Consider the following 19537-nt stretch of genomic DNA (forward strand, 5'->3'; position numbering starts at 1 on the left):
GGTTAATCAACGGGGGTGTGCCTCATGAGGACGGGCAAGCGCGGGTTGCTCACGGCGGCCGTGACCGTGGTCTGTGCGGTCACCGTGCTGGCGGTGCCCGGTACGGCGTTCGCGGCTCCCGCTCCCCCGCCGTCCCCCGGTACGAGCGCGAGCGTCACCGTGGTCACCGACAAGGACCTCGAGGCCGTGCGCGAGAAGCTCGACGGGCTCTACCGCGCGGCGGCCGTCGCCACCGACGAGTACAACGCCGCCGAGGAGAAGGCGCGGCAGCAGTCCGCCCAGATCGTCCGGCTGGCGAAGAAGATCGTCGAGGGCCGGGAGAAGCTGGACCGGCTGAAGGCCCGCGCGGGCGCCGCGGCCGCCGCCCAGTACCGCGGCGGCGGGCTTTTGCCCGAGGCCCGTCTGATGCTGAGCGACGATCCGCAGCACTTCCTCGACGGCGCGGGCCGGGTGCGCCAGGGCGAGCACGCGACCAGGGGCCTGCTCGGGGAGATGACCCGCACCCAGCAGGACTTGGAGCAGTACGCGCAGGACGCCGAAGCGCAGATGAAGAAGCTCGAGGCGGGCCGCAGGGCCAAGGCCGAGGCACAGAGGAAGATCGAGAAGCGGATCGAGGCGGCCGAGAAGGTCGAGTCCGAGCTGGAGCAGGAGGAGAAGGAGCGCCTGGCCCGGCTGGAGCGGCAGGCCGCCGCCGAGGCGCAGGCCGACTGGCTGGGCTCCGGCATCCTCGACGAGATCAGGGGCAGGGCGACGGAGCAGGGCGAGAAGGCCGTCGCGTACGCCACCGCGCAGATCGGGAAGCCGTACCAGTGGGGCGCCGAGGGGCCGAAGGCGTACGACTGCTCCGGACTGACCTCACAGGCCTGGATCTCGGCCGGACGGAGCATGCCGCGCACCTCGCAGGCGCAGTGGCGGCAGCTGACGCGCGTCGACCTCGAGGACATGCGGCCCGGCGACCTCGTCATCTACTTCGACGACGCCAGCCACGTGGGGATGTACGTCGGGGACGGCATGATCGTGCACGCGCCGCGCCCGGGGCGGTCGGTGACGCTCGCGGGGGCCGGAACGATGCCGATCCTCGGGGTGGTACGGCCGGACGCGGACGCGGACTGAGCGGTTCGGCCCTCCGGGCCGCCCGCCCAACTCCCCGGTGACACGCGCCACGTGACACAGCGCACCCCGGTCGTGCGGCCGAAGCCCCCGTGGACGTGACGTTCGTCATCCCCGTGGCGCTCGCGGCCTGTCCAACTGCGGCAGTAAACGCGGCATATGCCGGTGGCCGGTGGCGGAGCGGCGTGGCTCACACCATTCCGCTGCGGCGCCGTCAGCCGCTATGGTCCCCGTTCGAAGGGGCGTCCCCCGCTCGCACACGGAGGTGGGAGCCGGACACAGGCCTACGGCCGAAGCCCCCACCGTGCTCTCGGGGGGAGGGAAGGAACCCGCAACAATGCCCGCACCCGTACCGCGGCAGAGGGCGATCCCGGCCGCGGAAAGCGGTCAGGCGCCGATCGCCGCACCGAACGGCGGCGCCGCCCAGGACTCCCCGGAGACCGGGGCGACGGCCCTACGCGCCGCGGACCCGTCCCAGAACACCGCGGACCGGGCCGGCACCGCGCCGGACCGGGCCGAGACGGCCGCCCCCGCCCACCTCACCCTGCTGCTGATCGAGGACGACCCCGGCGGGTCGCCGATCGTGCCGGAGCTGCTCGACCGGTCCGGCAAGCCGATCCGCGTCCGCACCGCCCGCAACCTCACCGAGGCCGAGCGGCTGCTGACCGACGACGTCCACTGCATCCTGCTGGACCTCGCGCTGCCCGCGCCGGGCCGGGCGGGCGACGGTGACGACGAGCTCGCCGTGCTCAAGCACGTCCTGGAGCTCGCGCCCCGGCACGCCGTCCTCGCGCTCACCGGCGCCGACGACGCCGAGCGCGGCGCCGAGGCCGTACGGGTGGGCGCCCAGGACTACCTCGTCCGCGACGAGCTGGACGGCCGGCTGCTGAGCCGGGCGATCCGGTACGCGGTGGAGCGCAAGCGGTCCGACTCCGCCGAGCGGCGGCTCGCCGAGGGCCGCGTGCGCGCCCAGGAGAACCGCCGGCTGGAGCGCGGCCTGCTGCCCACCCCGCTGCTGGACGGCTCTCCGCTGCGGTTCGCCGCCCGCTACCGCCCCGGCCGCTCCCGGGCCCTGCTCGGCGGTGACTTCTACGACGTCGTCCGCACCCCGGACGGCACCGTGCACGCCATGATCGGCGACGTCTGCGGGCACGGTCCGGACGAGGCCGCGCTCGGTGTGGAGCTGCGCATCGCCTGGCGCGCGCTGACCCTGGCGGGGCTCTGCGGGGACCAGCTGCTGGGCACGCTCCAGCAGGTGCTGGAGCACGAGCGGCCGGACGACGAGATCTTCGCGACCCTGTGCACGGTGGACATCGCGCCGGACGGCCGCCGGGCGGGCCTGTGCCTGGCCGGCCACCCGTCCCCGCTGCTCGCCCGCCCCGGCCACCCCGCGCGCCTGCTGCCGTACGACAACAACGGCCCGGCGCTCGGCCTGCTGCCGAACGCCCGCTGGCCGCGGATGCAGGTGGAGCTGGGCGGCGAGTGGAGCCTGATGCTCTACACCGACGGCCTGATCGAGGGCCGGGTCGGCGACACCGGGGAGCGGCTCGGCCAGGACGGCATGGTGGAGATGATCCGCCGCCAGCTCTCCGAGGGGCTGCGCGGGGAGCGGCTGCTGCGCACCGCCGTCAACGAGGTCCGGGACCTCAACGGGGGCGAGCTGACGGACGACGTGGCGGTGCTGCTGCTGGACCGGGCGGGGTGAGCGGGGGCCCGCCGCCCGGGGCCGCCGCGGTTCAGCGGCCCCCGTTGTACGGGCCGTAGGGGCCGTCGCTGCTGGAGCCCCTGCGGGCGCGCCCGCCGCCGGAGAGGCCGCGGAGCGCGGGACGGACGTCGACCATGTACACGATGGTCGCGATCAGCCCGATGATCGGCAGGAACGACAGGATGTTGAAGATCAGGTTCACCACGAAGGCGATGCCGAGGATGATCAGCCAGAAGGGCTTGGTCTGCTTGTCGGCCGCGCGGTAGGCGTCCTCACGGCGTGTGGCGGCGTCGATCAGAGCGAAGCCGCTGAACACGATCAGGGCCATGCTCAGCAGCCACATGAACCCCGCGAAGCCCTGCATCAGCACAACGTCCACCACCAGACTCGGCTCGTCCTCTACGCCGTCACCGTACCCGCATCCACCGGCCGGCTACCCGGACAACGGGCCGGGCACTCCGAGAGTGCCCGGCCCGTCCGGTTCCGTCCCGCCTACTTCGCGGGCGGAGTCGTCTTCTTCGCCGTGGTCTTGCGCACCGGGGCCTTCTTGGCGGCGGCGGGCTTCTTCACCTCGGCGGACCCGTTGGCGGGCCTGTCGTCCTTGACCTCGACCGGCTCCAGCCGGGTCGCGGGCTTCGGCTCGGCCGGCGGCTCGACGGCGACGGCGATGTCCTCGATGCCCTCGGCGGCCTCGCCGCGCCAGGTCCGTACGGCCTGCTCGCCGTGCTCGGCGACCTTCTCGTAGGTCTCCCGGGCCTTGACGGCGTACTCGGCGGCGATGCCGACCCCGCGCAGCGCGAGGTCCTGGGCGTTCTCGCCGAGCTTCTTCAGGTCGGTGTCGAGCGAGCCGAAGAGCTCGCCGACCTTGGTCTGGAGCGTCTCCTGCGTCTCCCGGACCCGGACGGTCGCCCGCTCCTGGACGGCCTTGGGGTCGGTGTTGCGCACGGCCTCGATGCGGGCCGGGGCCTCGGTGCGCAGCTGCTCCACCAGGGCCGGCACCTTCTTGGCCTGCTGCAACGCGAGGTCGGCGGTGCCGGCGGCGAAGTAGAGCGGGGTCGGGTCGCTGAGGGTCTTGCGCAGGTCGTCGGTGATGGCCATGGTGAGGGTCCTCCCGGATTCGTTTTCGGCTGGGGGTTTCGTGTGGTCCGCGGTGGGCGGCCGGTGCCCTGGTCCGGCTCAGCCGGCCGTCCGCCGCGGACCGGTGCCGCCGTCGCCGGCCGTGCCGCTGTCGCCCGCCGGGACGTCGACGGGGTCCCCGGGCGTCGCCTCACCGTCCTCGGCGCTCCCGAAACCGTTCTCCTTGCGGAACGACTCGTAGATCTGGAGCAGCACCTGCTTCTGACGCCCGGTCAGGGTGGGATCGGCGAGGACGGCGGCCCGCGTCTCGACCTCGGACCGGTCCCGCTCGGCGTCGAGGATGCCGGCCCGGACGTACAGCGTCTCGGCGGAGATCCGCAGCGCCTTGGCGACCTGCTGCAACACCTCCGCGCTCGGCTTGCGCAGCCCGCGCTCGATCTGACTGAGATACGGATTGGACACCCCGGCGGCATCGGCGAGCTGCCGCAGCGACAACTGCGCACTGCGCCGCTGCTCGCGCAGGTACTCACCGAGATTGCCGACGTTGAGCGAGGCCATGCCTCCACACTGCCCCACCTCGCTAACTATTGCAAGCACCTGCTTGCAATAGTGCGCCACGGTACGGAGGGCCCGGGAGGGACGCCGGAGCCGTACCTGTCCGTTCCCGGCCCATCCGCGATTTCCCACCGGGTCTGCAATGTGAAGTGAACGGGTCCCGGACCACCTGCGCAGCGAGGTCTCCCGCAGGTGGTCCTACGGGCGCCGCACGACGAAGACGAACTCCGTGCCCGGCCTGTCAGGAGCGTCGTGCACCTCTTCCACGACGTACCCCGCTGTCGGCTCAGCCGGGTGCGTGATGAAGGCGGGGCTCCGGTGTACTCGCGCGTCCACGACGGCCGAGGATGCTAGAGGCCTGGAGCGTTGCGCACATTCCGCTCGCTGACGTCGGGCAGGAAGCGGGCCACGGTGACGAAATCGGCGTCGTCGTGCAGGACGACCAGCCCATGATGCACGGCGGTCGCGCAGATCATCAGGTCGAGCGGCCCGGCCGCACCGAGGGCCCCCTTCTCGGCGAGCGCGTACTGGGCTGTGTCGACCCAGTCCCACAACCTCTTCGGGAGAGGTACGTCGGGGTACAGATCCGTGAACATCTCCCCCATGGCCTCGTACTCCACTGCGTTGCGCGCTGAACGCCGGAACTCGGCCCGCTGGACAGCGCACGACCCGATGGCCCGGAGGGTGGTGGTCTCCAGCCACGCGTCCCTCAACTGCTCCTCGCGCAGGAGGCGCCACAGACCCGAGGAGTCGAGCAGGTAATGGATCACGCGCCACCCTGCTTGTCCTCGACGCGACGCTGCCGCCAGCCCTCGTAGTCCCACTGCTGGGCGGCGTGGAAGTGCCTGGCTACGAGCGCGGCTCGCTCATGGCGTTCGGCGTACTCACGAAGGGCGGCATTGACCACGTCCTTCTTGGTGCCGCCACCGGCGACACGCATGGCCTTCTCCAGCGCATCGTCATCGAGGTCGATCGTCGTCACGCTCATACTGGACTCCTTTATTCAAGAGCAATATCCAGTATATATATCCACGGGGTGCATGCCTGTCCCGGACCGCCGGCACGTCCACCCCCCAGACCTCCTGTCGTGGTTCGCTGAACGCCGACGGACGAGGTCGCGGCTTCGCCCCGGGTGGACTGCATGCCGTTATCCGTCAGGAAGCCACCAGCAGGCTCTGGAGCGGCCTGGCCCACCGCCACGGCCACAGCCGGACAGATCGAAAGCCTCCTGAACCCGCCCGGTGAGCCCAACTGCGAACCAGCGTCCTCGGCTGATCACGCGGCCTCCGACCGAGTGGGAGACCATCAGACGGGGCCGAACAGAGCCCTTGGTTGACCTTCACCTCGGGGGAGCCCACAGCATCGGTGGGGCCGGGCGACGTGCCTGGCATGAGGAGGAACGAGCATGGGGTTGCTGACCATCGGGACGTTCGCGAAGGCGTCCCGGCTGTCGCCGAAGGCACTGCGCCTTTACGACGGGCTCGGCCTGCTGACCCCCACTCGCGTCGACCCGGTGACCGGCTACCGCCTCTACGCACCGGAACAACTGGATCAGGCCCGGATGGTCGCCTGGCTCCGACGCCTGGGAATGCCCCTGGCCCGTATCCAGCACATCAGCACGCTGGAGGCAGGCGCGGCAGCCCAGGAGATCCGCGCGTTCTGGGCCCAGGTCGAAGCCGACACCGCCGCACGGCGGGACTTGGCCGCCTTCCTCATCGACCACCTCTCCTGGAAGGACCCTGCCATGTCCCCGACCGCCAAGCCCCTGGGCATCCGTTACGCCGCTCTTTCCGACACCGGCCTTGTCCGCGAAACCAACCAGGACACCGCCTACGCAGGGTCCCGCCTGCTCGCCGTCGCCGACGGCTACGGCAGCGGAGGTGCCCCCGCAAGCGCCGCCGCTGTCGACGCGCTCAAGAGTCTCGAAACCGACAGCATCCCGGCGGGGAATCTCCTCGACGTCCTCGAAGACGCAATCGACCAGGCCAAGCAGGCCGTGCACAGCATCTCCGGCGGACTCGGCCCTTCCGCCGAGGACGCCGGGACCACACTCACCGCGATGCTCTGGACCGGCTCGCAGCTCGCCCTCGTCCACATCGGCGACTCCCGCGTCCACCTCCTGCGAGACGGAGAGCTGTTCCAGATCACCCACGACCACACCATGGTGCAGTCGATGGTCGACGAAGGACGCCTCAGCCCGGAGGAAGCCGCCTCCCACCCCCAGCGGTCACTGCTGATACGCGCTCTGGGCCAAGGAGCCGATGACACCCACGACATGCGCCTGCACGACGCCCGGCGGGCAGACCGCTACCTGCTCTGTTCCGACGGCCTCTCCACCGTCGTGCCGACCGAAGAGATCCACCGGGTGCTCTCCGGGGTCAGTGAGCCCGAGCAGGCGGTCCGCGAACTCATCGTCCTCGCCAACGGCTCCGGCGGCCCCGACAACGTCAGCTGCGTGGTCGCCGACGTCATGGAGCTCCAGCAGTAGGAGCGAGCGGCATGCACGTCGAGTTGCACCAGGTCCGCTCCCACGAACTCATCCGAGAGGTGGACGAATACCGACTCGCCCAGCACGTCGGGAAAGCCGAATCGACCACCGATCCATGCCGGCCAGTACATGGCGACCAACTCCACGGCGCCTGCTGACTTGGCTTCGCGGGTGAGCCATCACGCTGCCTACGGTTGAGCGGAACACCGAACGCCGACTTGTCCCGCTCAACCGTGGGCACCGCAGGTCAGCGCCTCGACTTACCCATACTTCTCTGGGACTGGATGACCCGGATGTCCGCCGCGCCCAACCCCGCGGCCCGCGCGGCGCTAGCGTGGGGCGCATGATCGTGTGGATCAACGGCACCCACGGCGTGGGCAAGACGACGACCGCCGCGCTCGTGCAGCGGCTGATCCCGGACTCACGGGTGTTCGACGCCGAGAAGGTCGGCGAGACGCTCATGGACATCACGCCGGGGCTGCCCGGGACGGACAACTTCCAGCACTGGCCGCCGTGGCGGCCGCTCGTCGTCGAGACCGCCCGCCGCGTGCTCGACTACACCGGCGGCACCCTGGTGATGCCCATGACCGTCCTGGTCGAGGAGTACTGGCGCGAGATCAGCTCGGGCCTGGCCCACCACGCGGTCCCGGTCCGGCACTTCGTCCTCCACGCCGACCGGGAGACCCTCCGCCGGCGCATCGCCGGGGACACCGTCCTCGGTCCCGACTCCCCGTTCCGTCTCAGGTACCTGGAGCCCTACGCCGAGGCGGCCCGCACCTGGCTGCACGGCGCGGCCGAGGTCGTCGACACCACCCGCCTCACCCCCGACCGGGCCGCCCTGCGGATCGCGGAGGCCGTCAAGGGGTGAGGCGGGGGGAGACCGGGTCCACGCCGCGTGCGGCACGACGGGACACCCGTTGTCAGTGCCGTCGGCGAGGATCCCTGGCATGACTGCGACCGCCGCCGACGCACGAACCCTCCTGGACGACGTCCGCACCAGCGCCGCCCGGATCGCCCGCGTGCTCGACAGCTCCGGGTACCGGGCGGACTTCACGCCCCCGAGCCTCCGGGACGTCGAGCGCTTCATGGCCGAGCACAGCGACCGCGGCATCGCGGTCGCCGGAGGCCTCCTCGCGACGGACCCGGGGCCGCTCCTGTTCGCCCTCGGCGCCTACCTCGGTGAGACGGTCCGGCGCAGTGCCGGCGGGACCTGGGAGACCGACGACGAGGACCCGCACAGCGAGGTGCACCTCAGGCTCCGCCTCCCGGACGGCTCCCTCATCTGGCCCGTCCAGCGCGTGGCCAAACGCTTCCGGCACGGCCACGCGGACAGCCTCGTCGGCTACGCGACGGGCCCGGCCCCACAGCCGTGACGCCACCGGCCGGGCCGCGCGGGCCGTGCCGTGGCGGAGGGCTCCGGCCGTACGGACGCCGATCCGGCCGACGGGCGTCAGGCCCCGGCACGCCGGCGCCGTACCGACGCGGGGGCTTCGCGGACTCCGAGGGGTTCGCCCGGCAGGCCATGCCGCCGGCCGCGGTGGCACCGTGCCGGACGCTCCATCCCGTGGCCCCGGCAAGGGCCGGGCCCGGCGCGAGGTGAACGGGACGCCAGGGCGCGCCCTCCTGCGCGAAAGGCCGCCGGCCCGGCGGGCCGCGCACGGCAGACTGATCCGTATGACCGCCGCAGCCGATGCCGATGCCGCCAAGTCCGACCTCCGCCGCTACCTCCAGGAGGCCCGCGACGCCCTGCTGTGGAAGCTCGAAGGCCTCTCCGAGTACGACGTCCGCCGCCCGATAACACCGACCGGCACCAACCTCCTGGGCCTGGTGAAGCACGCGGCCGGCGTGGAACTGGGCTACCTCGGCGACACCTTCGGCCGTCCGTCCGGCGAGCCGCTGCCCTGGCTCTCGGACGGGGCGGAGACCAACGCGGACATGTGGGCCACCGCGGAGGAGTCCCGCGCGTTCGTCGTGGAGCTGTACCGCCGGGCGTGGGCCCACGCGGACGCCACGGTCGACGCCCTGCCGCTGGACACCACCGGCAGGGTGCCGTGGTGGCCGGACGGCAGGGACGGGCTGACGCTGCACCACGCCGTGGTCCGCGTGATCGCCGACACCCACCGGCACGCCGGTCACGCCGACATCCTCCGCGAACTCATGGACGGTGCCGCGGGAGAGAGCGCGACCGGGACCAGCCTGCCGTCGGACGACCCGGCCTGGTGGGAGGCCTACCGCGGCCGCCTGGAGCGGGCGGCGCGGGAGGCCGGCCGGGAGGCGTGACCGGCCCGCCCCGTCAGCCGCCACCGGCAGCGGCCCTCACCGGGCCGCGCGGGCCCACGCGACGAGGACGGGGACGCACTTCTCGGCGACGTACTCGTACTCCTCGGCCGTGTTGTAGACGTGCGCGGACAGCCGCAGGTAGCCGACGCCGCCGAAACTGGTGAACGCCGCCTCGACGCCCAGTTCCGCCGGGGCCCGGTCGCGCAGCGCGTCGGCCGCGAGGCGGCTCTCGCCGAGGCCGTCGGGCAGCCGCACCAGTCGCATGCCGGGCACGGGCATGCCGACGTCGACGGACGCGTCCGCACCGGTCAGTTCGGCGAGCGCGGCGCCCACGATCCGCTCGCCGTAAGCGGCCAGCTCGTCCATGTACCGGCGGGCGGCGGGCCAGCCCCAGGTGCGGTCGACGAAGTCGAGGGCGGCCGGGGCCGCCAGCTGGTGGGTGGCGTCGAGCGTGCCCTGCTGGTCGAAGCGGTCGGGATACGGATCGGCGGCGCCCCACGAGTCGATCAGCGGGTACAGCCCGTCCCGCAGCGGACCGCGCGCCACCAGGGCCGCGGTGCCGCGCGGCGCGCAGCCCCACTTGTGCAGGTTGCCCGCCCAGAAGTCGCAGGCGAGGCCGGAGAGCGGGGCAGGGATCAGCCCGGGCGCGTGCGCGCCGTCCACGAGCAGCGGGACCCCGAGCCGCCGCGCCCGCGCGCCGATCCGCTCCACCGGCAGCCGGCGGGCGGTCGCCGAGGTGATCTGGTCGACGACGAGGAGCCCGGTCTCCTCGCCCACCTCGGCCATCACCGCCTCGTACGCCTCCTCCTCCCCGGCGTCCAGCGGCACCCGGGCCGTGCGCACCCGGCCGCCCCAGCGGCGGGCCAGCCGCTCGGCGCCCGTCGTCACGGCGCCGTAGCCGTGGTCGGTGACGACGATCTCCCCGCCGCCCCGGCGGTCCAGGCCGGCGTACACGACGCTCGCGCCGGCGCTCGCGTTCGGCACCAGGGCGAGGTCGCCGGGGTCCGCGCCGAGGAAGGCGGCGAGCTCGGCCCGGGCCGCCGCGAGCCGCCGCGGCAGCCCGGAGAACCACACCACCGGGGCGCTCTCCATCCGCGCGCGCAACTCCTGCTGCCGCTCCTGGGCGGCCAGCGGCACGGCGCCGAACGAACCGTGGTTGAGGTGGCGCAGGGCGGGGTCCAGGCTCCACGCCCGCGCGGCCGGCCGGCCGTCGGGCAGCAGCAGGGGGCTGGGTGCGGTGGTGACCTCGGTCTCGCTCACATGACTCCCCTCCGTGAGGAACACCGGATCCTAGCGCGGCGGCGGGAACGCCACGGGGCGTCCCTGCGGCGTCCCCACGGCGGGCACACCCACTTTTTTGTGCGTACTTGGCAGCGCGGCGGCGTGCGGCGAACCTGGATGCGGGCGCCGGACGGGAAGGGAGCGGGAACGGGCGGCCCTCAGGAGGCCGGGGCCCCGGTCAGCGTCGCCAGGCGGCGGTGGCCCCAGTCGGACAGCGGCGCCAGCGCCTCGGCGAGCTCACGGCCGAACGCGGTCAGGGAGTAGACCGTCTTCGGCGGCAGTACGTCGTGCACCTCCCGGTGCACCAGCCCGTCCGCCTCCATCTCGCGCAGCGCCTGGGTCAGCACCTTCTCGGTGAGGCCGGGCACCCGTCGGCGCAGTTCGGCCGGCCGGTGCGGGCCGGACTCCAGCAGCCACAGCAGCGTGGTCTTCCACTTGCCCTCGATCACGGCGATCGCGGCGGTCACCCCGCAGACGTCCGGATCGTGGCGCCGGTGCACCATGCCATGCCCCTTTCCTCATTAATTGCCATGAATATTACGGGAGTTGAAACATGTCCGTGCACACCGACCAGCCCTCCGTCACCGTCCTCGGTCTCGGCCCGATGGGCCGGGCGCTGGCCGGCGCGTTCCTGGACGCGGGGGTGCGCACCACCGTCTGGAACCGCACGCCCGGCCGGGACACCGAGCTGATCGCCCGGGGCGCGGTCCCGGCGTCGTCGCCCGCGGAGGCGGCCGCCGCCGCCCCGCTCACCGTCGTCTGCGTGGTGAACTACGACGCCTCGGACGCCGTACTGCGCCAGGACGCCGTCACCGCCGCCCTCAAGGGCCGTGTGCTCGTGAACCTGAGCGCCGACATTCCCGACCGCGCCCGGGACACGGCCGAGTGGGCCGACCGGCACGGCGTCCGCTACCTGGACGGGGCGATCATGACCGCGACCCCGTCCATCGGCACGGACGACGCGGTGTTCCTGTACAGCGGCCCCGCGGGCGTGTACGACGAGGCCCGCCCCGTCCTCGACGCGCTCGGCGGCAGCCACACCCACCTCGGGGAGGAGATCGGCCGCGCGGCGGCGTACGACATCGCGCTGCTCGACATCTTCTGGACGGCGATGGCCGGCTACACGCACGCCCTCGCCGTGGCCCGCGCGGAGGGCGTCACCGCGACGGAACTCGCCCCCTTCGCCCAGGGGATCGCCGCGATCCTGCCGCCGCTGTTCACCGAGTTCGCGGCCGACACCGACGCCGGCACGTACTCGGGCGAGCTGAACCCGATCACCTCGGCCGCGTCGACCATGGCCCACGTCGTGCACGCCTCCGAGGCCCACGGCATCGACGCGGGCGTGATGCGGGTGATCGAGGGACAGGCCCGCCGCGTCATCGCCCGGGGACACGGCGGGGACGGCTTCACCCGGGTGGCCGAGGTGATCGCCCCCCGCTGATGGAGCGTCAGCAGGGCAGTCCCCGCGCCCGCACCGCCTCCGGCCGGGACACCGCCCGGGTCAGCACCACGTACAGCCGGTGCAGTCCCCGCTCCTCCGCCTCCGCGATCGCCGCGGGTTCGACGGCCACCACGTGGTCGTACTCCAGGCCCTTGACGACGCTCGCCGGCACCACCGCGACACGTGCGCCCGGTGCCTCCGGGCCCGACGCCTCCACCCCCGCCCCGGCCGGCGCCCGCCGCAGCCGGGGCACGTCGGCGTCCGCCGCAACGACGCCGACGGACCCCTCCCGCTCCAGCGCGTCCCGCACCGCGTCGACGTACGCCGACACCGGCCGCGGCCGCCACCTCGGCGACGGACACGGCGTCGAAGCCGCGCTCCAGGAAGAGCCGGACGGCGGTGTCCGACACGGTCCGGCACATCCGCCGCTTCTTGCGCTCCCGCAGGCCGATCTCGCTCATGCGGCGAGCCCACGCACCCGCCCGCCGTCGGTCACCCGCCTGCGCACGTGGGTGAGGACGCGCCGCGACGGGCCCGCCGTCGCGGCGGCCGTGATGCTCACCGTGCCGGTGGTTCAGGCCCGGGCCCCGGCGCGGACCAGCCCGAGGACGGTCTCCAGCGAGTCCACGACCGTCGTGGCGCCCGCGTCCCGCAGGAGCCCGGCCTTGCGTTCGTTGCGCGCGTACCCGAGGAAGGGCACGCCGGCCGCCTGCGCGGCGTACAGGTCCGTCGGGGCGTCACCGATCATCAGGGCGGTCGCGGGGGCGGCGGCCAGGGCGTCCAGGGCCCGGTGGACGCAGTGGGGGTCGGGTTTGAGGCGGCTCAGCTCCCGGGAGCGGCCGTACACGTGAAAAGCGAAGCAGGCGCCGAGGCCGCGGGAGGCGAGGTACGCGCGTACGGCACGGGGGGAGTTGTTGGTGGTGACGGCCAGCCGGGAGCCCGCCGCGGTCCAGGTGCGGATCAGCGGATCCGCGTACGGGGTGGGCATCGCCGAGGCGGTGGCGCGCTGCTCCTCCCGGGTGAGCCGCTCCTCCAGCTCGGCGACCAGGTCGCTGCCGGGGTGCCGGCGGTCGACGGCGCGCAGGACCACCTGCGGGTCCGGGGATTCGCGTTCGGCCTCGGTGAGCAGGCCGTGCAGGCCCCGCTCCTCGAGCCAGGACGCCAGCGCGTTCGCCACCCGCTGTGCCGAGTGGCCCGCGAACAGACGGCAGACGGGGCCGTCGAAGTCCCACAGCACGACACGGGCGCCCTCGATCAGGTGCCGCAGTCCGTCCGGTTCGTCGTCGGTCCCGTTCCGCTTCCCGGCCGTCACCGCATCAGTCCGCTTCGTCTCAGAGGTCACTAGGAGAGTGTCAGGTCCGTGGTGATGGTTTCCCAGAGGGCGTCGAACCACTTCTGGGATTCCTCCACGAACGCCCGCTCCCGCTGTCCGTCCCGCTTGGCGAAGGGGAAGAGGAGGGACTGGGAGCCCAGGACGTCGTACATCTCCAGGGTGTGGCTCTCCCACTCCTCCTCGCGCCGGGTCAGCATGTAGTAGCCGATCAGCGCCTCCTCCCCGTTGAGCAGGTACAGCTTCACCGGCGGGGTGAACGGCAGCGCGCGGAAGGAGACCCGCACGTCGATGCCGTGGGTGGCGCGCAGGACGAGCAGGTTGTGCTGGAGCACCCGGGCCTGGGCGTTGCGCTGGTCCAGCCACCGCTGGTGGACCAGGCCGACCTCCTCCTCCCCCCGGCCCTCGACCGGGACGGGGAAGGCCAGGTTGATCTCCCGGGAGGGCAGCAGGAGGCGGACGTCGACCGACTCGGGACGGGTACGGCCCTCGTGGATGTGCCGGATCGGTTCGCTCAGCGTCAGCATCAGGCTCTCGGCGGTCAGGCATACCGCGTCGATCCGCACATGAGCCGCCGAGAACGCGTCCGTCAGGCGCGGCGCCAGTCCCACCGTCGTCGGCTGGGGTTCCTCCCGGGCGGAGGCCGGTTCGGCGATCCGCGGCGGGCTGCCCTTGCTGACGTTGCTGAGCAGGCCGTCCTCCTGGAGGGCGCGCAGGGCCTGGCGAACGGTGCCGCGCTCCACGCCGAACTCCTCGGCGAGCTCGGCCTGGGTGGGCAGGCGGTCGCCCGTCCTGAGCACGCCGGCCCGGATGCGTTCCCGCAGGATGTCGGCGATCTCCTGCGGCGAGACTCTGCTGCTGCCGTTCACTGACACGTTCTCCTGGGTCACGACCAAAAGCTACAACTTTGATCCATCTGAAGGGAGTTGTTTGAAAGTTGTTTGTGAGTAGGGACCAAGTGGGGACAACCTACACAGAGTTGGTTGCCAACTTTTCGAAGTTGGTGAGTCTCTGGTTCCGCATCCCGCCCCGACCCAAAGGAGGAACACGCCATGCCCGTCCTCGCCCTCGTCTCCGCCGTCCTGGTCGTCACCGTCGAACAGCTCGTCCAGTGGCGGTACGGCGCGGCCGGCATCCTCGGCCTGCTGCTGCTCACCGCGGGCATCAGGGCCAACCGGCCGGGGGTCAGCTCCGCCGGAGCGGTCCTGCTCGCGCTGCTGGTGGCGAGGCCGGCCCTGTGAGAAGCCACCGCGGCCCCGAGCCCCGGGGAGACGTCAGCCCGTGAGCACCAGCTCCGAGCTGATCGTCTCCCACAGCGCGTCGAACCACAGGCGCGACTGCTCCACGAACGCGGTGTCCCGCAGGACGGCCCCCTGCCCGAAGGCGAACAGCAGGGACCGGACGCCCTGCGCGTCGTACGTCTCCAGGTACTCCTGGTCGATCTGCGCCCTGCCGCGCGCCGGCGTGTAGTAGGCGAACAGCGCCTCCTCCCCGTTGAGCAGGTACAGCTTCACCGGCGGGGTGAACGGCAGCGCGCGGAAGGAGACCCGCACGTCGATGCCGTGGGTGGCGCGCAGGACGAGCAGGTTGTGGCGGAGCACCTGGCCCTGGGCGTTGCGCTGGTCCAGCCACCGCTCGTGGACCAGGCCGCCGTTGACGTCGCGCCCCTCGACCGGGACGGGGAAGGCGAGGTCGATGTCGCGGCTGGGCAGCAGCACCCGGAGGTCGACCCTGGCCGGTTTCAGCCGTCCGGAGTGAATCCGGCGCAGCGCCTCCCCGATGGCCAGGGTGAGCGAGACCGAGGTCAGGCAGATGGCGTCGATTTCGACGTGCTCGGCCTCGAAGGCGGCGGCGATCCTGGGCGCGAGACCGACGGTGGTGGGCAGCGGGAGCGCCGAGGGGCCGGTCGGCGCCCTGCCGGGGTCGGTGGCGACGGTCGCCGGGGACCCCTTGGAGACGCTGGTGAGCAGGTGCTCGGACTGCAGGATGCGCAGCGCCTGGCGCACCGCGGGGCGCTCCACGCCGAACTCGGCGGCGAGCTGGGCCTGGGTGGGCATGCGCCGGCCCGGCCGCAGCGCCCCGGACCTGATCCGCGCGCGCAGTTCGTCGGCCACCTCGCGAGGTGTCCGCCGTGGCCGCTGGGGATTCTTCCGTCCATTGACGGAGGCGTGTTCCGGGTCCACAGCCGAACACTACAACTTCCCGCCATCTTAAGGCAGTTCAGCGGAGGGTGGTTATAAGCCTCTTCCAAGTGGCTATAACTAGGAGCAAGTTGGTAACCAACTCCCGCAACCTGGTCGACCGGCCCGAAGGTCGGCCATCGGGGAAGGGGCTGGACACCACGATCACCAAGGGGGACCGCCATGCCGTTCGTCGCCATCGCCCTCGCGGCCCTGGCCATCGGGTTCGAGCAACTCGTCCAGTGGAAGTACGGGCCGATGGGAATCATCGCCTTCGTCGCCCTCACCGTGGGCATCAAGGCACGGAACACCGTGATCAGCGGCATCGGCGCGGTCATCCTCGTGATGCTGCTCGCCCAGTCCGGCTGACAGCACACCGCACGGACCGCCGGCCGGGCTCCCTTCCGGAGGGGAGCCGGGAGTCCCGCCGACGGGCACCACCCGCACCACCACCACAACCGAACAGCTCGCTACGGACGAGTCACCCGTCGTCGGCGGAAGGAGGAAGGCAGCAGGGGCGCGAGGGCGACAGCGCTCAGAACACGTCCGGACACCACGGTCGCCTGGACGTACGCAGCAGGGCGTCGGCCTGACGGGCGGCGCCCGCTCGTTCTTCCCGGACCCGGCCCAGCGCCGCCAGCCGCACCGCCGACTCGTCCCCCAGCCACAGCGCGGACAGCTCGGCGACGTCCAGCGTGAGATCGGCGCTCCCGGTGGTCGGCGCGCAGTCCCCGGTCCCGTCCGCGGACGCCTCCAGCCGGTAGCGCCCCCCGGCCAGTCCGGACCGGTCGGTCACCTCCAGCACCAGCGACCCCGCGGCCCCGTACGTCCGCGCCCCGAGGGCCCCTGCGACGTCCAGCATCCTCACCCACAGCCAGTCCGCCTGCGTGGTCACGGCGGCGGCACGCGGGTCCGGCAGGAAGTGCGGGAGCAGGTCGTCGGGCGCCCGCCAGCCGCTGCGCACCCTCACCACCCAGTCGATCGAGCACAGGTAGAGCCACAGCGCGCGCTCGGCGGCCGGGGTCACCCCGGTCAGCCACTTCACCCGCGCCGTGTTCAACGGCTGCTTGGCGTCACCCCAGTTGTCGTCGGCCGTGTAGGCGGCCATGCCCTCGACCTCGCCGGCGGCCGAGCGGTACACCACGTAGTACGGCTCCTCGAAGGCCGGCCAGAAGCGCACCGCCCCGGTCGTCACCTTCCACCACAGCTCGTCCCGGCTGACGGCACCCGGCTGGACGCGGCGCAGCCGCTCGTGCAGTTCGGGGCCGAGCTTGCGGACGTCCTCCGCGTCCACGAGGTCGACCCGGCCGCCGTCCTCCGGGCCCGAACGGCGCGGGTCGAGACCGGCGCGCGGCACGTCGACCGTCCACTCGGTCGCCGTGGTGGCCGGACCGAAGCCGTACCGCCCGTAGATCGGGTACTCGGCCGCGATCAGCGTCGCGACGACGTCCCCGCGCTCCTTCGCGGCGGCGAGGTCCTGCGCCATCATCCGGGTGAGCAGACCACGGCGGCGGTGGGTGGCGGTGACGGTGACGTTGGTGACGGCGTCGGCGGGCACGGTCGCCCCGCCGACCACCGTCAGCTCCTGCGCGAAGGACCGGAACGTCGCCACGCAGCGCCCGTCGTCGAAGGCCCCGACCGACCGGCCGGGCGTGAACTGCGCCCGGCGCGCCTCGAGGATCTCCTCGGTCGGGGTGGGCTCCCGCAGGAACCCGGTGTTCAGGGCCCGTTGCCAGTCGGCGAACTCGGACTCGGTGATCGGGCGTACGTCGATGCCGGCGCGGGAGGTCATGGGCCCACGGTAGGTCGGCCCCGCGCCGGGTGTCGAAGAGGTTTTCCCCGGCCCGCTCACGCGAGCAGGTCGTCGACCTGCGCCTCCCCGTCCCGGTACCGGCGCGCGATCTCCGCGCTGCACTCGTCGGCCGTGCGCTGCAGCCGCTGCCGCCGCCGGGACACCTGCTGCTCGTACCGCACCAGCCGCCCCATCGCGGTGCTCAGCTCCCCGTCCGTGCGGGCGGCCAGGTCGGACAGCTCCACCTCGGCGAGCATCTCGGCCGCCAGCCGCCGGTACTCCTCGCCCCGCGGCGTCCCCAGCGTCACGTGCCGGGCGGAGGAACGGTGCCGGGCCGGGGTGTCCCGCAGGATCTCCCCCAGCCGCTCGACGACGGACGCCTCCCCGGGCGCGACGGCCGAGGAGACGCCCTCCGGGACGCGCCGGGCCAGCTCCGCCCGCAGGATGTCGATCCGCCCCTGCAGCAGCCGCCGCACGTAACTGAGGTCGGCCTCGTCGCGCTGCGCGTCCCGCCGCACCGTGCGCAGCTCGGCCAGGCTGAGCACGATCAGATCGCGCACCACCCGGTCCTCGGGCAGCACCGGGCTGTCCGTGCGCTGTGTGGGCGGCCGGCAGAACTCCCGCTCCCCGATTCCCGCTTGGGTCAACGAGACAGCCCCAGGCGGCTGTCCAATCCCCGGTGTGCTCATGTGCCTCAACCGTCCCCTCGACCGGCGTGTGCCAGCATCGTGCCACCCCAAGCGGCCGCAATGTGAGCGAGTGTCCCCGATCCGCCCCAGATGGGCGCTAAGGAGTAAAAATAGCCCGACCGGGGTCCCGCGCGGGCCGCCGTCGGCCGCCTGTTCGCCGACCGGCATGATGGTCGTATGCGAGCAGTGGTGCAGAGGGTCGACGGCGCGAGCGTGGTCGTGGACGGCGAGACGGTGGGGGCGATCGAGGGCGAGGGGCTGTGCGTCCTCGTCGGCGTCACCCACGAGGACACCAAGGAGAAGGCGGCGCAGCTCGCCCGCAAGCTCTGGTCGGTCCGGATGCTCCAGGACGAGAAGTCGTGCAGCGACATCGGCGCCCCGCTGCTGGTGATCAGCCAGTTCACCCTGTACGGCGACGCCCGCAAGGGCCGCCGCCCCACCTGGAACGCCGCGGCGCCCGGTGACCTCGCCGAGCCGCTGGTCGACGAGGTGGTCGCGCAGCTGCGCGCGCTGGGCGCGACGGTGGCGACGGGCCGCTTCGGCGCGCGGATGCGGGTGTCGCTGACCAACGACGGCCCGTTCACCGTCCTGCTGGAGATCTGAGCCGTACGGATCAGGGCTCGACGACGGTCTCCTGCGCCGCCGCCGTCTCCCCGGCGAGCAGCCGCGCGTCCACCGGCACGTTCCGCTTCACCAGCGCCAGGGCGACCGGCCCCAGCTCGTAGTGGCGTGCGGACGTGGTGACGAACCCGATCTTGCGCCCCTCGGGACCGTCGTCCGCGAGCCGGAGCTCGGTCCCCGGCGTGGGCAGGTGGACCTCGCTGCCGTCCAGGTGCAGGAAGACCAGCCGGCGCGGCGGCTTCCCCAGGTTCTGCACCCGGGCCACCGTCTCCTGCCCCCGGTAACAGCCCTTCTGCAGGTGCACGGCGGTGCCGATCCAGCCCAGCTCGTGCGGGATGGTGCGGTGGTCGGTCTCGAAACCGAGCCGCGGTTGGTGCCGCTCGACCCGCAGCGCCTCGTGCGCGAGGATCCCGGCGGCCGGCCCGGCCTTCCCGGCGTACGACTCCAGGTCGCCGCGCGGCAGGAACAGGTCCCGCCCGTACGGCGTCTCGCGGACGGCGATCCCCTCGGGCACCTCCGCGATGGACCCGGCCGGCAGGTGCACCACCGCGGTGTCGGCGGTGCGGTCGGCGACCTCGACCCGGTAGAAGAACTTCATCGACTCCAGGTACGCGATCAGCGCCTGACGGGTGCCGGGCTCGACGTGCGCCCAGACCGTCTCCCCGTCGTCGACCAGGTAGAGCGCGTGCTCGATGTGGCCGTTGGCGGAAAGTATCAGCGCCTCGGTGGCCCGGTGCGGCGGCAGGTCGCTGACGTGCTGGGTGAGCAGCAGGTGCAGCCAGGCCAGTCGTTCCGGTCCGGAGACGGTGACGACCCCGCGGTGGGACAGGTCGACGAAACCGGTGCCGTCGGCGAGGGCGCGCTGCTCGCGGAACAGGTCGCCGTAGTGGGCGGCCACGCCTTCGTCCACGCCCTCGGCGGGGACGGCGCCGGGCAGGGTCAGCAGGGGGCTCTTCATATGCCTAGCGTCTCAGATCGGCCGGACGAT

The 19537-nt window shown here is 72.7% G+C and carries 23 protein-coding genes and 2 pseudogenes; 10 read left to right on the forward strand and 15 right to left on the reverse strand.

Annotated elements, in window-relative coordinates; translation table 11 throughout:
* Positions 1-24: 24 nt before the first annotated feature.
* A complete protein-coding gene (locus ACFY3N_RS22735; RefSeq protein WP_390818518.1) occupies positions 25-1113 on the forward strand; it encodes a C40 family peptidase in 1089 nt (362 codons plus the stop codon).
* Positions 1114-1447: 334 nt separating this feature from the next.
* Positions 1448-2815 carry a PP2C family protein-serine/threonine phosphatase gene (locus ACFY3N_RS22740; RefSeq protein WP_390818519.1) on the forward strand — a complete coding sequence of 456 codons (1368 nt, stop codon included), beginning with the start codon at positions 1448-1450 and terminating at the stop codon, positions 2813-2815.
* Positions 2816-2846: 31 nt separating this feature from the next.
* Here the strand turns inward: ACFY3N_RS22740 and ACFY3N_RS22745 are convergent, their stop codons facing one another.
* The 5 genes from ACFY3N_RS22745 to ACFY3N_RS22765 all read right to left on the reverse strand — a co-directional run bounded on the left by ACFY3N_RS22745 (position 2847) and on the right by ACFY3N_RS22765 (position 5435).
* Positions 2847-3179 (reverse strand): DUF2516 family protein, encoded by a 333-nt coding sequence (locus ACFY3N_RS22745; protein WP_390818591.1) that lies wholly within the window; start codon positions 3177-3179, stop codon positions 2847-2849.
* Positions 3180-3307: 128 nt separating this feature from the next.
* Positions 3308-3913: a hypothetical protein gene (locus ACFY3N_RS22750; protein ID WP_390818520.1), complete on the reverse strand. Its 606-nt coding sequence runs from the start codon at positions 3911-3913 to the stop codon at positions 3308-3310.
* 78 nt (positions 3914-3991) lie between these two features.
* A complete protein-coding gene (locus ACFY3N_RS22755) occupies positions 3992-4450 on the reverse strand; it encodes a helix-turn-helix domain-containing protein (RefSeq protein WP_390818521.1) in 459 nt (152 codons plus the stop codon).
* Between the two features lie 347 nt (positions 4451-4797).
* The gene (locus ACFY3N_RS22760) at positions 4798-5217 is read right to left on the reverse strand and encodes a PIN domain-containing protein (RefSeq protein WP_390818522.1); all 420 of its coding nucleotides are present in this window, start codon (positions 5215-5217) and stop codon (positions 4798-4800) included.
* The gene (locus tag ACFY3N_RS22765; protein ID WP_390818523.1) at positions 5214-5435 is read right to left on the reverse strand and encodes a type II toxin-antitoxin system VapB family antitoxin; all 222 of its coding nucleotides are present in this window, start codon (positions 5433-5435) and stop codon (positions 5214-5216) included. The genes ACFY3N_RS22760 and ACFY3N_RS22765 overlap by 4 nt, the downstream gene beginning before the upstream one ends.
* Before the next feature lie 417 nt (positions 5436-5852).
* On the opposite strand from ACFY3N_RS22765, the gene ACFY3N_RS22770 reads away from it, so the two are divergent.
* From ACFY3N_RS22770 to ACFY3N_RS22785, 4 genes are all read left to right on the forward strand, one after another.
* Entirely contained in the window at positions 5853-6935 is a 1083-nt protein-coding gene (locus tag ACFY3N_RS22770; RefSeq protein ID WP_390818524.1) for a protein phosphatase 2C domain-containing protein, read from the forward strand.
* A gap of 343 nt (positions 6936-7278) precedes the next feature.
* A complete protein-coding gene (locus ACFY3N_RS22775) occupies positions 7279-7803 on the forward strand; it encodes an AAA family ATPase (protein WP_390818525.1) in 525 nt (174 codons plus the stop codon).
* A gap of 79 nt (positions 7804-7882) precedes the next feature.
* Positions 7883-8308, forward strand: a complete 426-nt coding sequence (locus ACFY3N_RS22780; RefSeq protein ID WP_390818526.1) for a hypothetical protein — start codon at positions 7883-7885, stop codon at positions 8306-8308.
* Between the two features lie 301 nt (positions 8309-8609).
* On the forward strand, positions 8610-9215 hold the full coding sequence (locus ACFY3N_RS22785) for a DinB family protein (protein WP_390818527.1): 606 nt from the start codon (positions 8610-8612) through the stop codon (positions 9213-9215).
* A 36-nt stretch (positions 9216-9251) separates the two neighbouring features.
* Here the strand turns inward: ACFY3N_RS22785 and ACFY3N_RS22790 are convergent, their stop codons facing one another.
* On the reverse strand, positions 9252-10475 hold the full coding sequence (locus ACFY3N_RS22790; RefSeq protein ID WP_390818528.1) for an aminotransferase class V-fold PLP-dependent enzyme: 1224 nt from the start codon (positions 10473-10475) through the stop codon (positions 9252-9254).
* Positions 10476-10654: 179 nt separating this feature from the next.
* Positions 10655-10999 (reverse strand): winged helix-turn-helix transcriptional regulator, encoded by a 345-nt coding sequence (locus tag ACFY3N_RS22795; protein WP_390818529.1) that lies wholly within the window; start codon positions 10997-10999, stop codon positions 10655-10657.
* 50 nt (positions 11000-11049) lie between these two features.
* On the opposite strand from ACFY3N_RS22795, the gene ACFY3N_RS22800 reads away from it, so the two are divergent.
* Entirely contained in the window at positions 11050-11937 is an 888-nt protein-coding gene (locus ACFY3N_RS22800) for an NAD(P)-dependent oxidoreductase (RefSeq protein WP_390818530.1), read from the forward strand.
* A 7-nt stretch (positions 11938-11944) separates the two neighbouring features.
* Here the strand turns inward: ACFY3N_RS22800 and ACFY3N_RS22805 are convergent.
* The 4 genes and pseudogenes from ACFY3N_RS22805 to ACFY3N_RS22820 all read right to left on the reverse strand — a co-directional run.
* Positions 11945-12262, reverse strand: a pseudogene (locus ACFY3N_RS22805) (AAA family ATPase); the annotation flags it as partial.
* Position 12263: 1 nt separating this feature from the next.
* A pseudogene (locus ACFY3N_RS22810) lies at positions 12264-12398 on the reverse strand (TetR family transcriptional regulator); the annotation flags it as partial.
* A 113-nt stretch (positions 12399-12511) separates the two neighbouring features.
* Positions 12512-13279 carry an HAD family hydrolase gene (locus tag ACFY3N_RS22815; RefSeq protein WP_390818531.1) on the reverse strand — a complete coding sequence of 256 codons (768 nt, stop codon included), beginning with the start codon at positions 13277-13279 and terminating at the stop codon, positions 12512-12514.
* Positions 13279-14163 (reverse strand): winged helix-turn-helix domain-containing protein, encoded by an 885-nt coding sequence (locus ACFY3N_RS22820; RefSeq protein ID WP_390818532.1) that lies wholly within the window; start codon positions 14161-14163, stop codon positions 13279-13281. Before ACFY3N_RS22820 ends, ACFY3N_RS22815 begins: the two co-directional genes overlap by 1 nt.
* Positions 14164-14319: 156 nt before the next feature.
* On the opposite strand from ACFY3N_RS22820, the gene ACFY3N_RS22825 reads away from it, so the two are divergent.
* Complete coding sequence (locus ACFY3N_RS22825; RefSeq protein ID WP_390818533.1) at positions 14320-14508, forward strand: hypothetical protein; 189 nt, start codon at positions 14320-14322, stop codon at positions 14506-14508.
* A gap of 33 nt (positions 14509-14541) precedes the next feature.
* On the opposite strand, the gene ACFY3N_RS22830 is transcribed toward ACFY3N_RS22825, so the two are convergent.
* The gene (locus tag ACFY3N_RS22830; protein ID WP_390818534.1) at positions 14542-15450 is read right to left on the reverse strand and encodes a GntR family transcriptional regulator; all 909 of its coding nucleotides are present in this window, start codon (positions 15448-15450) and stop codon (positions 14542-14544) included.
* A gap of 180 nt (positions 15451-15630) precedes the next feature.
* On the opposite strand from ACFY3N_RS22830, the gene ACFY3N_RS22835 reads away from it, so the two are divergent.
* Positions 15631-15816 carry a hypothetical protein gene (locus ACFY3N_RS22835; RefSeq protein WP_390818535.1) on the forward strand — a complete coding sequence of 62 codons (186 nt, stop codon included), beginning with the start codon at positions 15631-15633 and terminating at the stop codon, positions 15814-15816.
* Positions 15817-15982: 166 nt separating this feature from the next.
* Here the strand turns inward: ACFY3N_RS22835 and ACFY3N_RS22840 are convergent, their stop codons facing one another.
* The gene (locus ACFY3N_RS22840; RefSeq protein ID WP_390818536.1) at positions 15983-17239 is read right to left on the reverse strand and encodes a GNAT family N-acetyltransferase; all 1257 of its coding nucleotides are present in this window, start codon (positions 17237-17239) and stop codon (positions 15983-15985) included.
* Positions 17240-17295: 56 nt separating this feature from the next.
* Positions 17296-17928, reverse strand: a complete 633-nt coding sequence (locus tag ACFY3N_RS22845) for an aerial mycelium formation protein (RefSeq protein WP_390818537.1) — start codon at positions 17926-17928, stop codon at positions 17296-17298.
* A gap of 177 nt (positions 17929-18105) precedes the next feature.
* On the opposite strand from ACFY3N_RS22845, the gene dtd reads away from it, so the two are divergent.
* Positions 18106-18531, forward strand: coding sequence for a D-aminoacyl-tRNA deacylase (gene dtd, locus ACFY3N_RS22850; RefSeq protein WP_390818538.1), 426 nt, complete (start codon positions 18106-18108; stop codon positions 18529-18531).
* A gap of 10 nt (positions 18532-18541) precedes the next feature.
* Here dtd and ACFY3N_RS22855 read toward each other — a convergent pair whose 3' ends face one another.
* Complete coding sequence (locus ACFY3N_RS22855; protein ID WP_390818539.1) at positions 18542-19507, reverse strand: YgfZ/GcvT domain-containing protein; 966 nt, start codon at positions 19505-19507, stop codon at positions 18542-18544.
* Between the last annotated feature and the right edge of the window lie 30 nt (positions 19508-19537).

Source organism: Streptomyces sp. NPDC000348 (assembly GCF_042898795.1).
Classification (GTDB): domain Bacteria; phylum Actinomycetota; class Actinomycetes; order Streptomycetales; family Streptomycetaceae; genus Streptomyces.

Bases quoted from the DNA above. Each gene is read 5' to 3' on its own strand.
- ACFY3N_RS22770 (WP_390818524.1), top strand. From the start codon at position 5,853: ATGGGGTTGCTGACCATCGGGACGTTCGCGAAGGCGTCCCGGCTGTCG.
- ACFY3N_RS22825 (WP_390818533.1), top strand. From the start codon at position 14,320: ATGCCCGTCCTCGCCCTCGTCTCCGCCGTCCTGGTCGTCACCGTCGAA.
- ACFY3N_RS22755 (WP_390818521.1), bottom strand. From the start codon at position 4,450: ATGGCCTCGCTCAACGTCGGCAATCTCGGTGAGTACCTGCGCGAGCAG.
- ACFY3N_RS22835 (WP_390818535.1), top strand. From the start codon at position 15,631: ATGCCGTTCGTCGCCATCGCCCTCGCGGCCCTGGCCATCGGGTTCGAG.
- ACFY3N_RS22840 (WP_390818536.1), bottom strand. From the start codon at position 17,239: ATGACCTCCCGCGCCGGCATCGACGTACGCCCGATCACCGAGTCCGAG.
- ACFY3N_RS22750 (WP_390818520.1), bottom strand. From the start codon at position 3,913: ATGGCCATCACCGACGACCTGCGCAAGACCCTCAGCGACCCGACCCCG.
- ACFY3N_RS22780 (WP_390818526.1), top strand. From the start codon at position 7,883: ATGACTGCGACCGCCGCCGACGCACGAACCCTCCTGGACGACGTCCGC.
- ACFY3N_RS22855 (WP_390818539.1), bottom strand. From the start codon at position 19,507: ATGAAGAGCCCCCTGCTGACCCTGCCCGGCGCCGTCCCCGCCGAGGGC.
- ACFY3N_RS22785 (WP_390818527.1), top strand. From the start codon at position 8,610: ATGACCGCCGCAGCCGATGCCGATGCCGCCAAGTCCGACCTCCGCCGC.
- ACFY3N_RS22795 (WP_390818529.1), bottom strand. From the start codon at position 10,999: ATGGTGCACCGGCGCCACGATCCGGACGTCTGCGGGGTGACCGCCGCG.
- ACFY3N_RS22800 (WP_390818530.1), top strand. From the start codon at position 11,050: ATGTCCGTGCACACCGACCAGCCCTCCGTCACCGTCCTCGGTCTCGGC.
- ACFY3N_RS22735 (WP_390818518.1), top strand. From the start codon at position 25: ATGAGGACGGGCAAGCGCGGGTTGCTCACGGCGGCCGTGACCGTGGTC.
- dtd (WP_390818538.1), top strand. From the start codon at position 18,106: ATGCGAGCAGTGGTGCAGAGGGTCGACGGCGCGAGCGTGGTCGTGGAC.
- ACFY3N_RS22775 (WP_390818525.1), top strand. From the start codon at position 7,279: ATGATCGTGTGGATCAACGGCACCCACGGCGTGGGCAAGACGACGACC.
- ACFY3N_RS22745 (WP_390818591.1), bottom strand. From the start codon at position 3,179: ATGCAGGGCTTCGCGGGGTTCATGTGGCTGCTGAGCATGGCCCTGATC.
- ACFY3N_RS22765 (WP_390818523.1), bottom strand. From the start codon at position 5,435: ATGAGCGTGACGACGATCGACCTCGATGACGATGCGCTGGAGAAGGCC.
- ACFY3N_RS22845 (WP_390818537.1), bottom strand. From the start codon at position 17,928: ATGAGCACACCGGGGATTGGACAGCCGCCTGGGGCTGTCTCGTTGACC.
- ACFY3N_RS22740 (WP_390818519.1), top strand. From the start codon at position 1,448: ATGCCCGCACCCGTACCGCGGCAGAGGGCGATCCCGGCCGCGGAAAGC.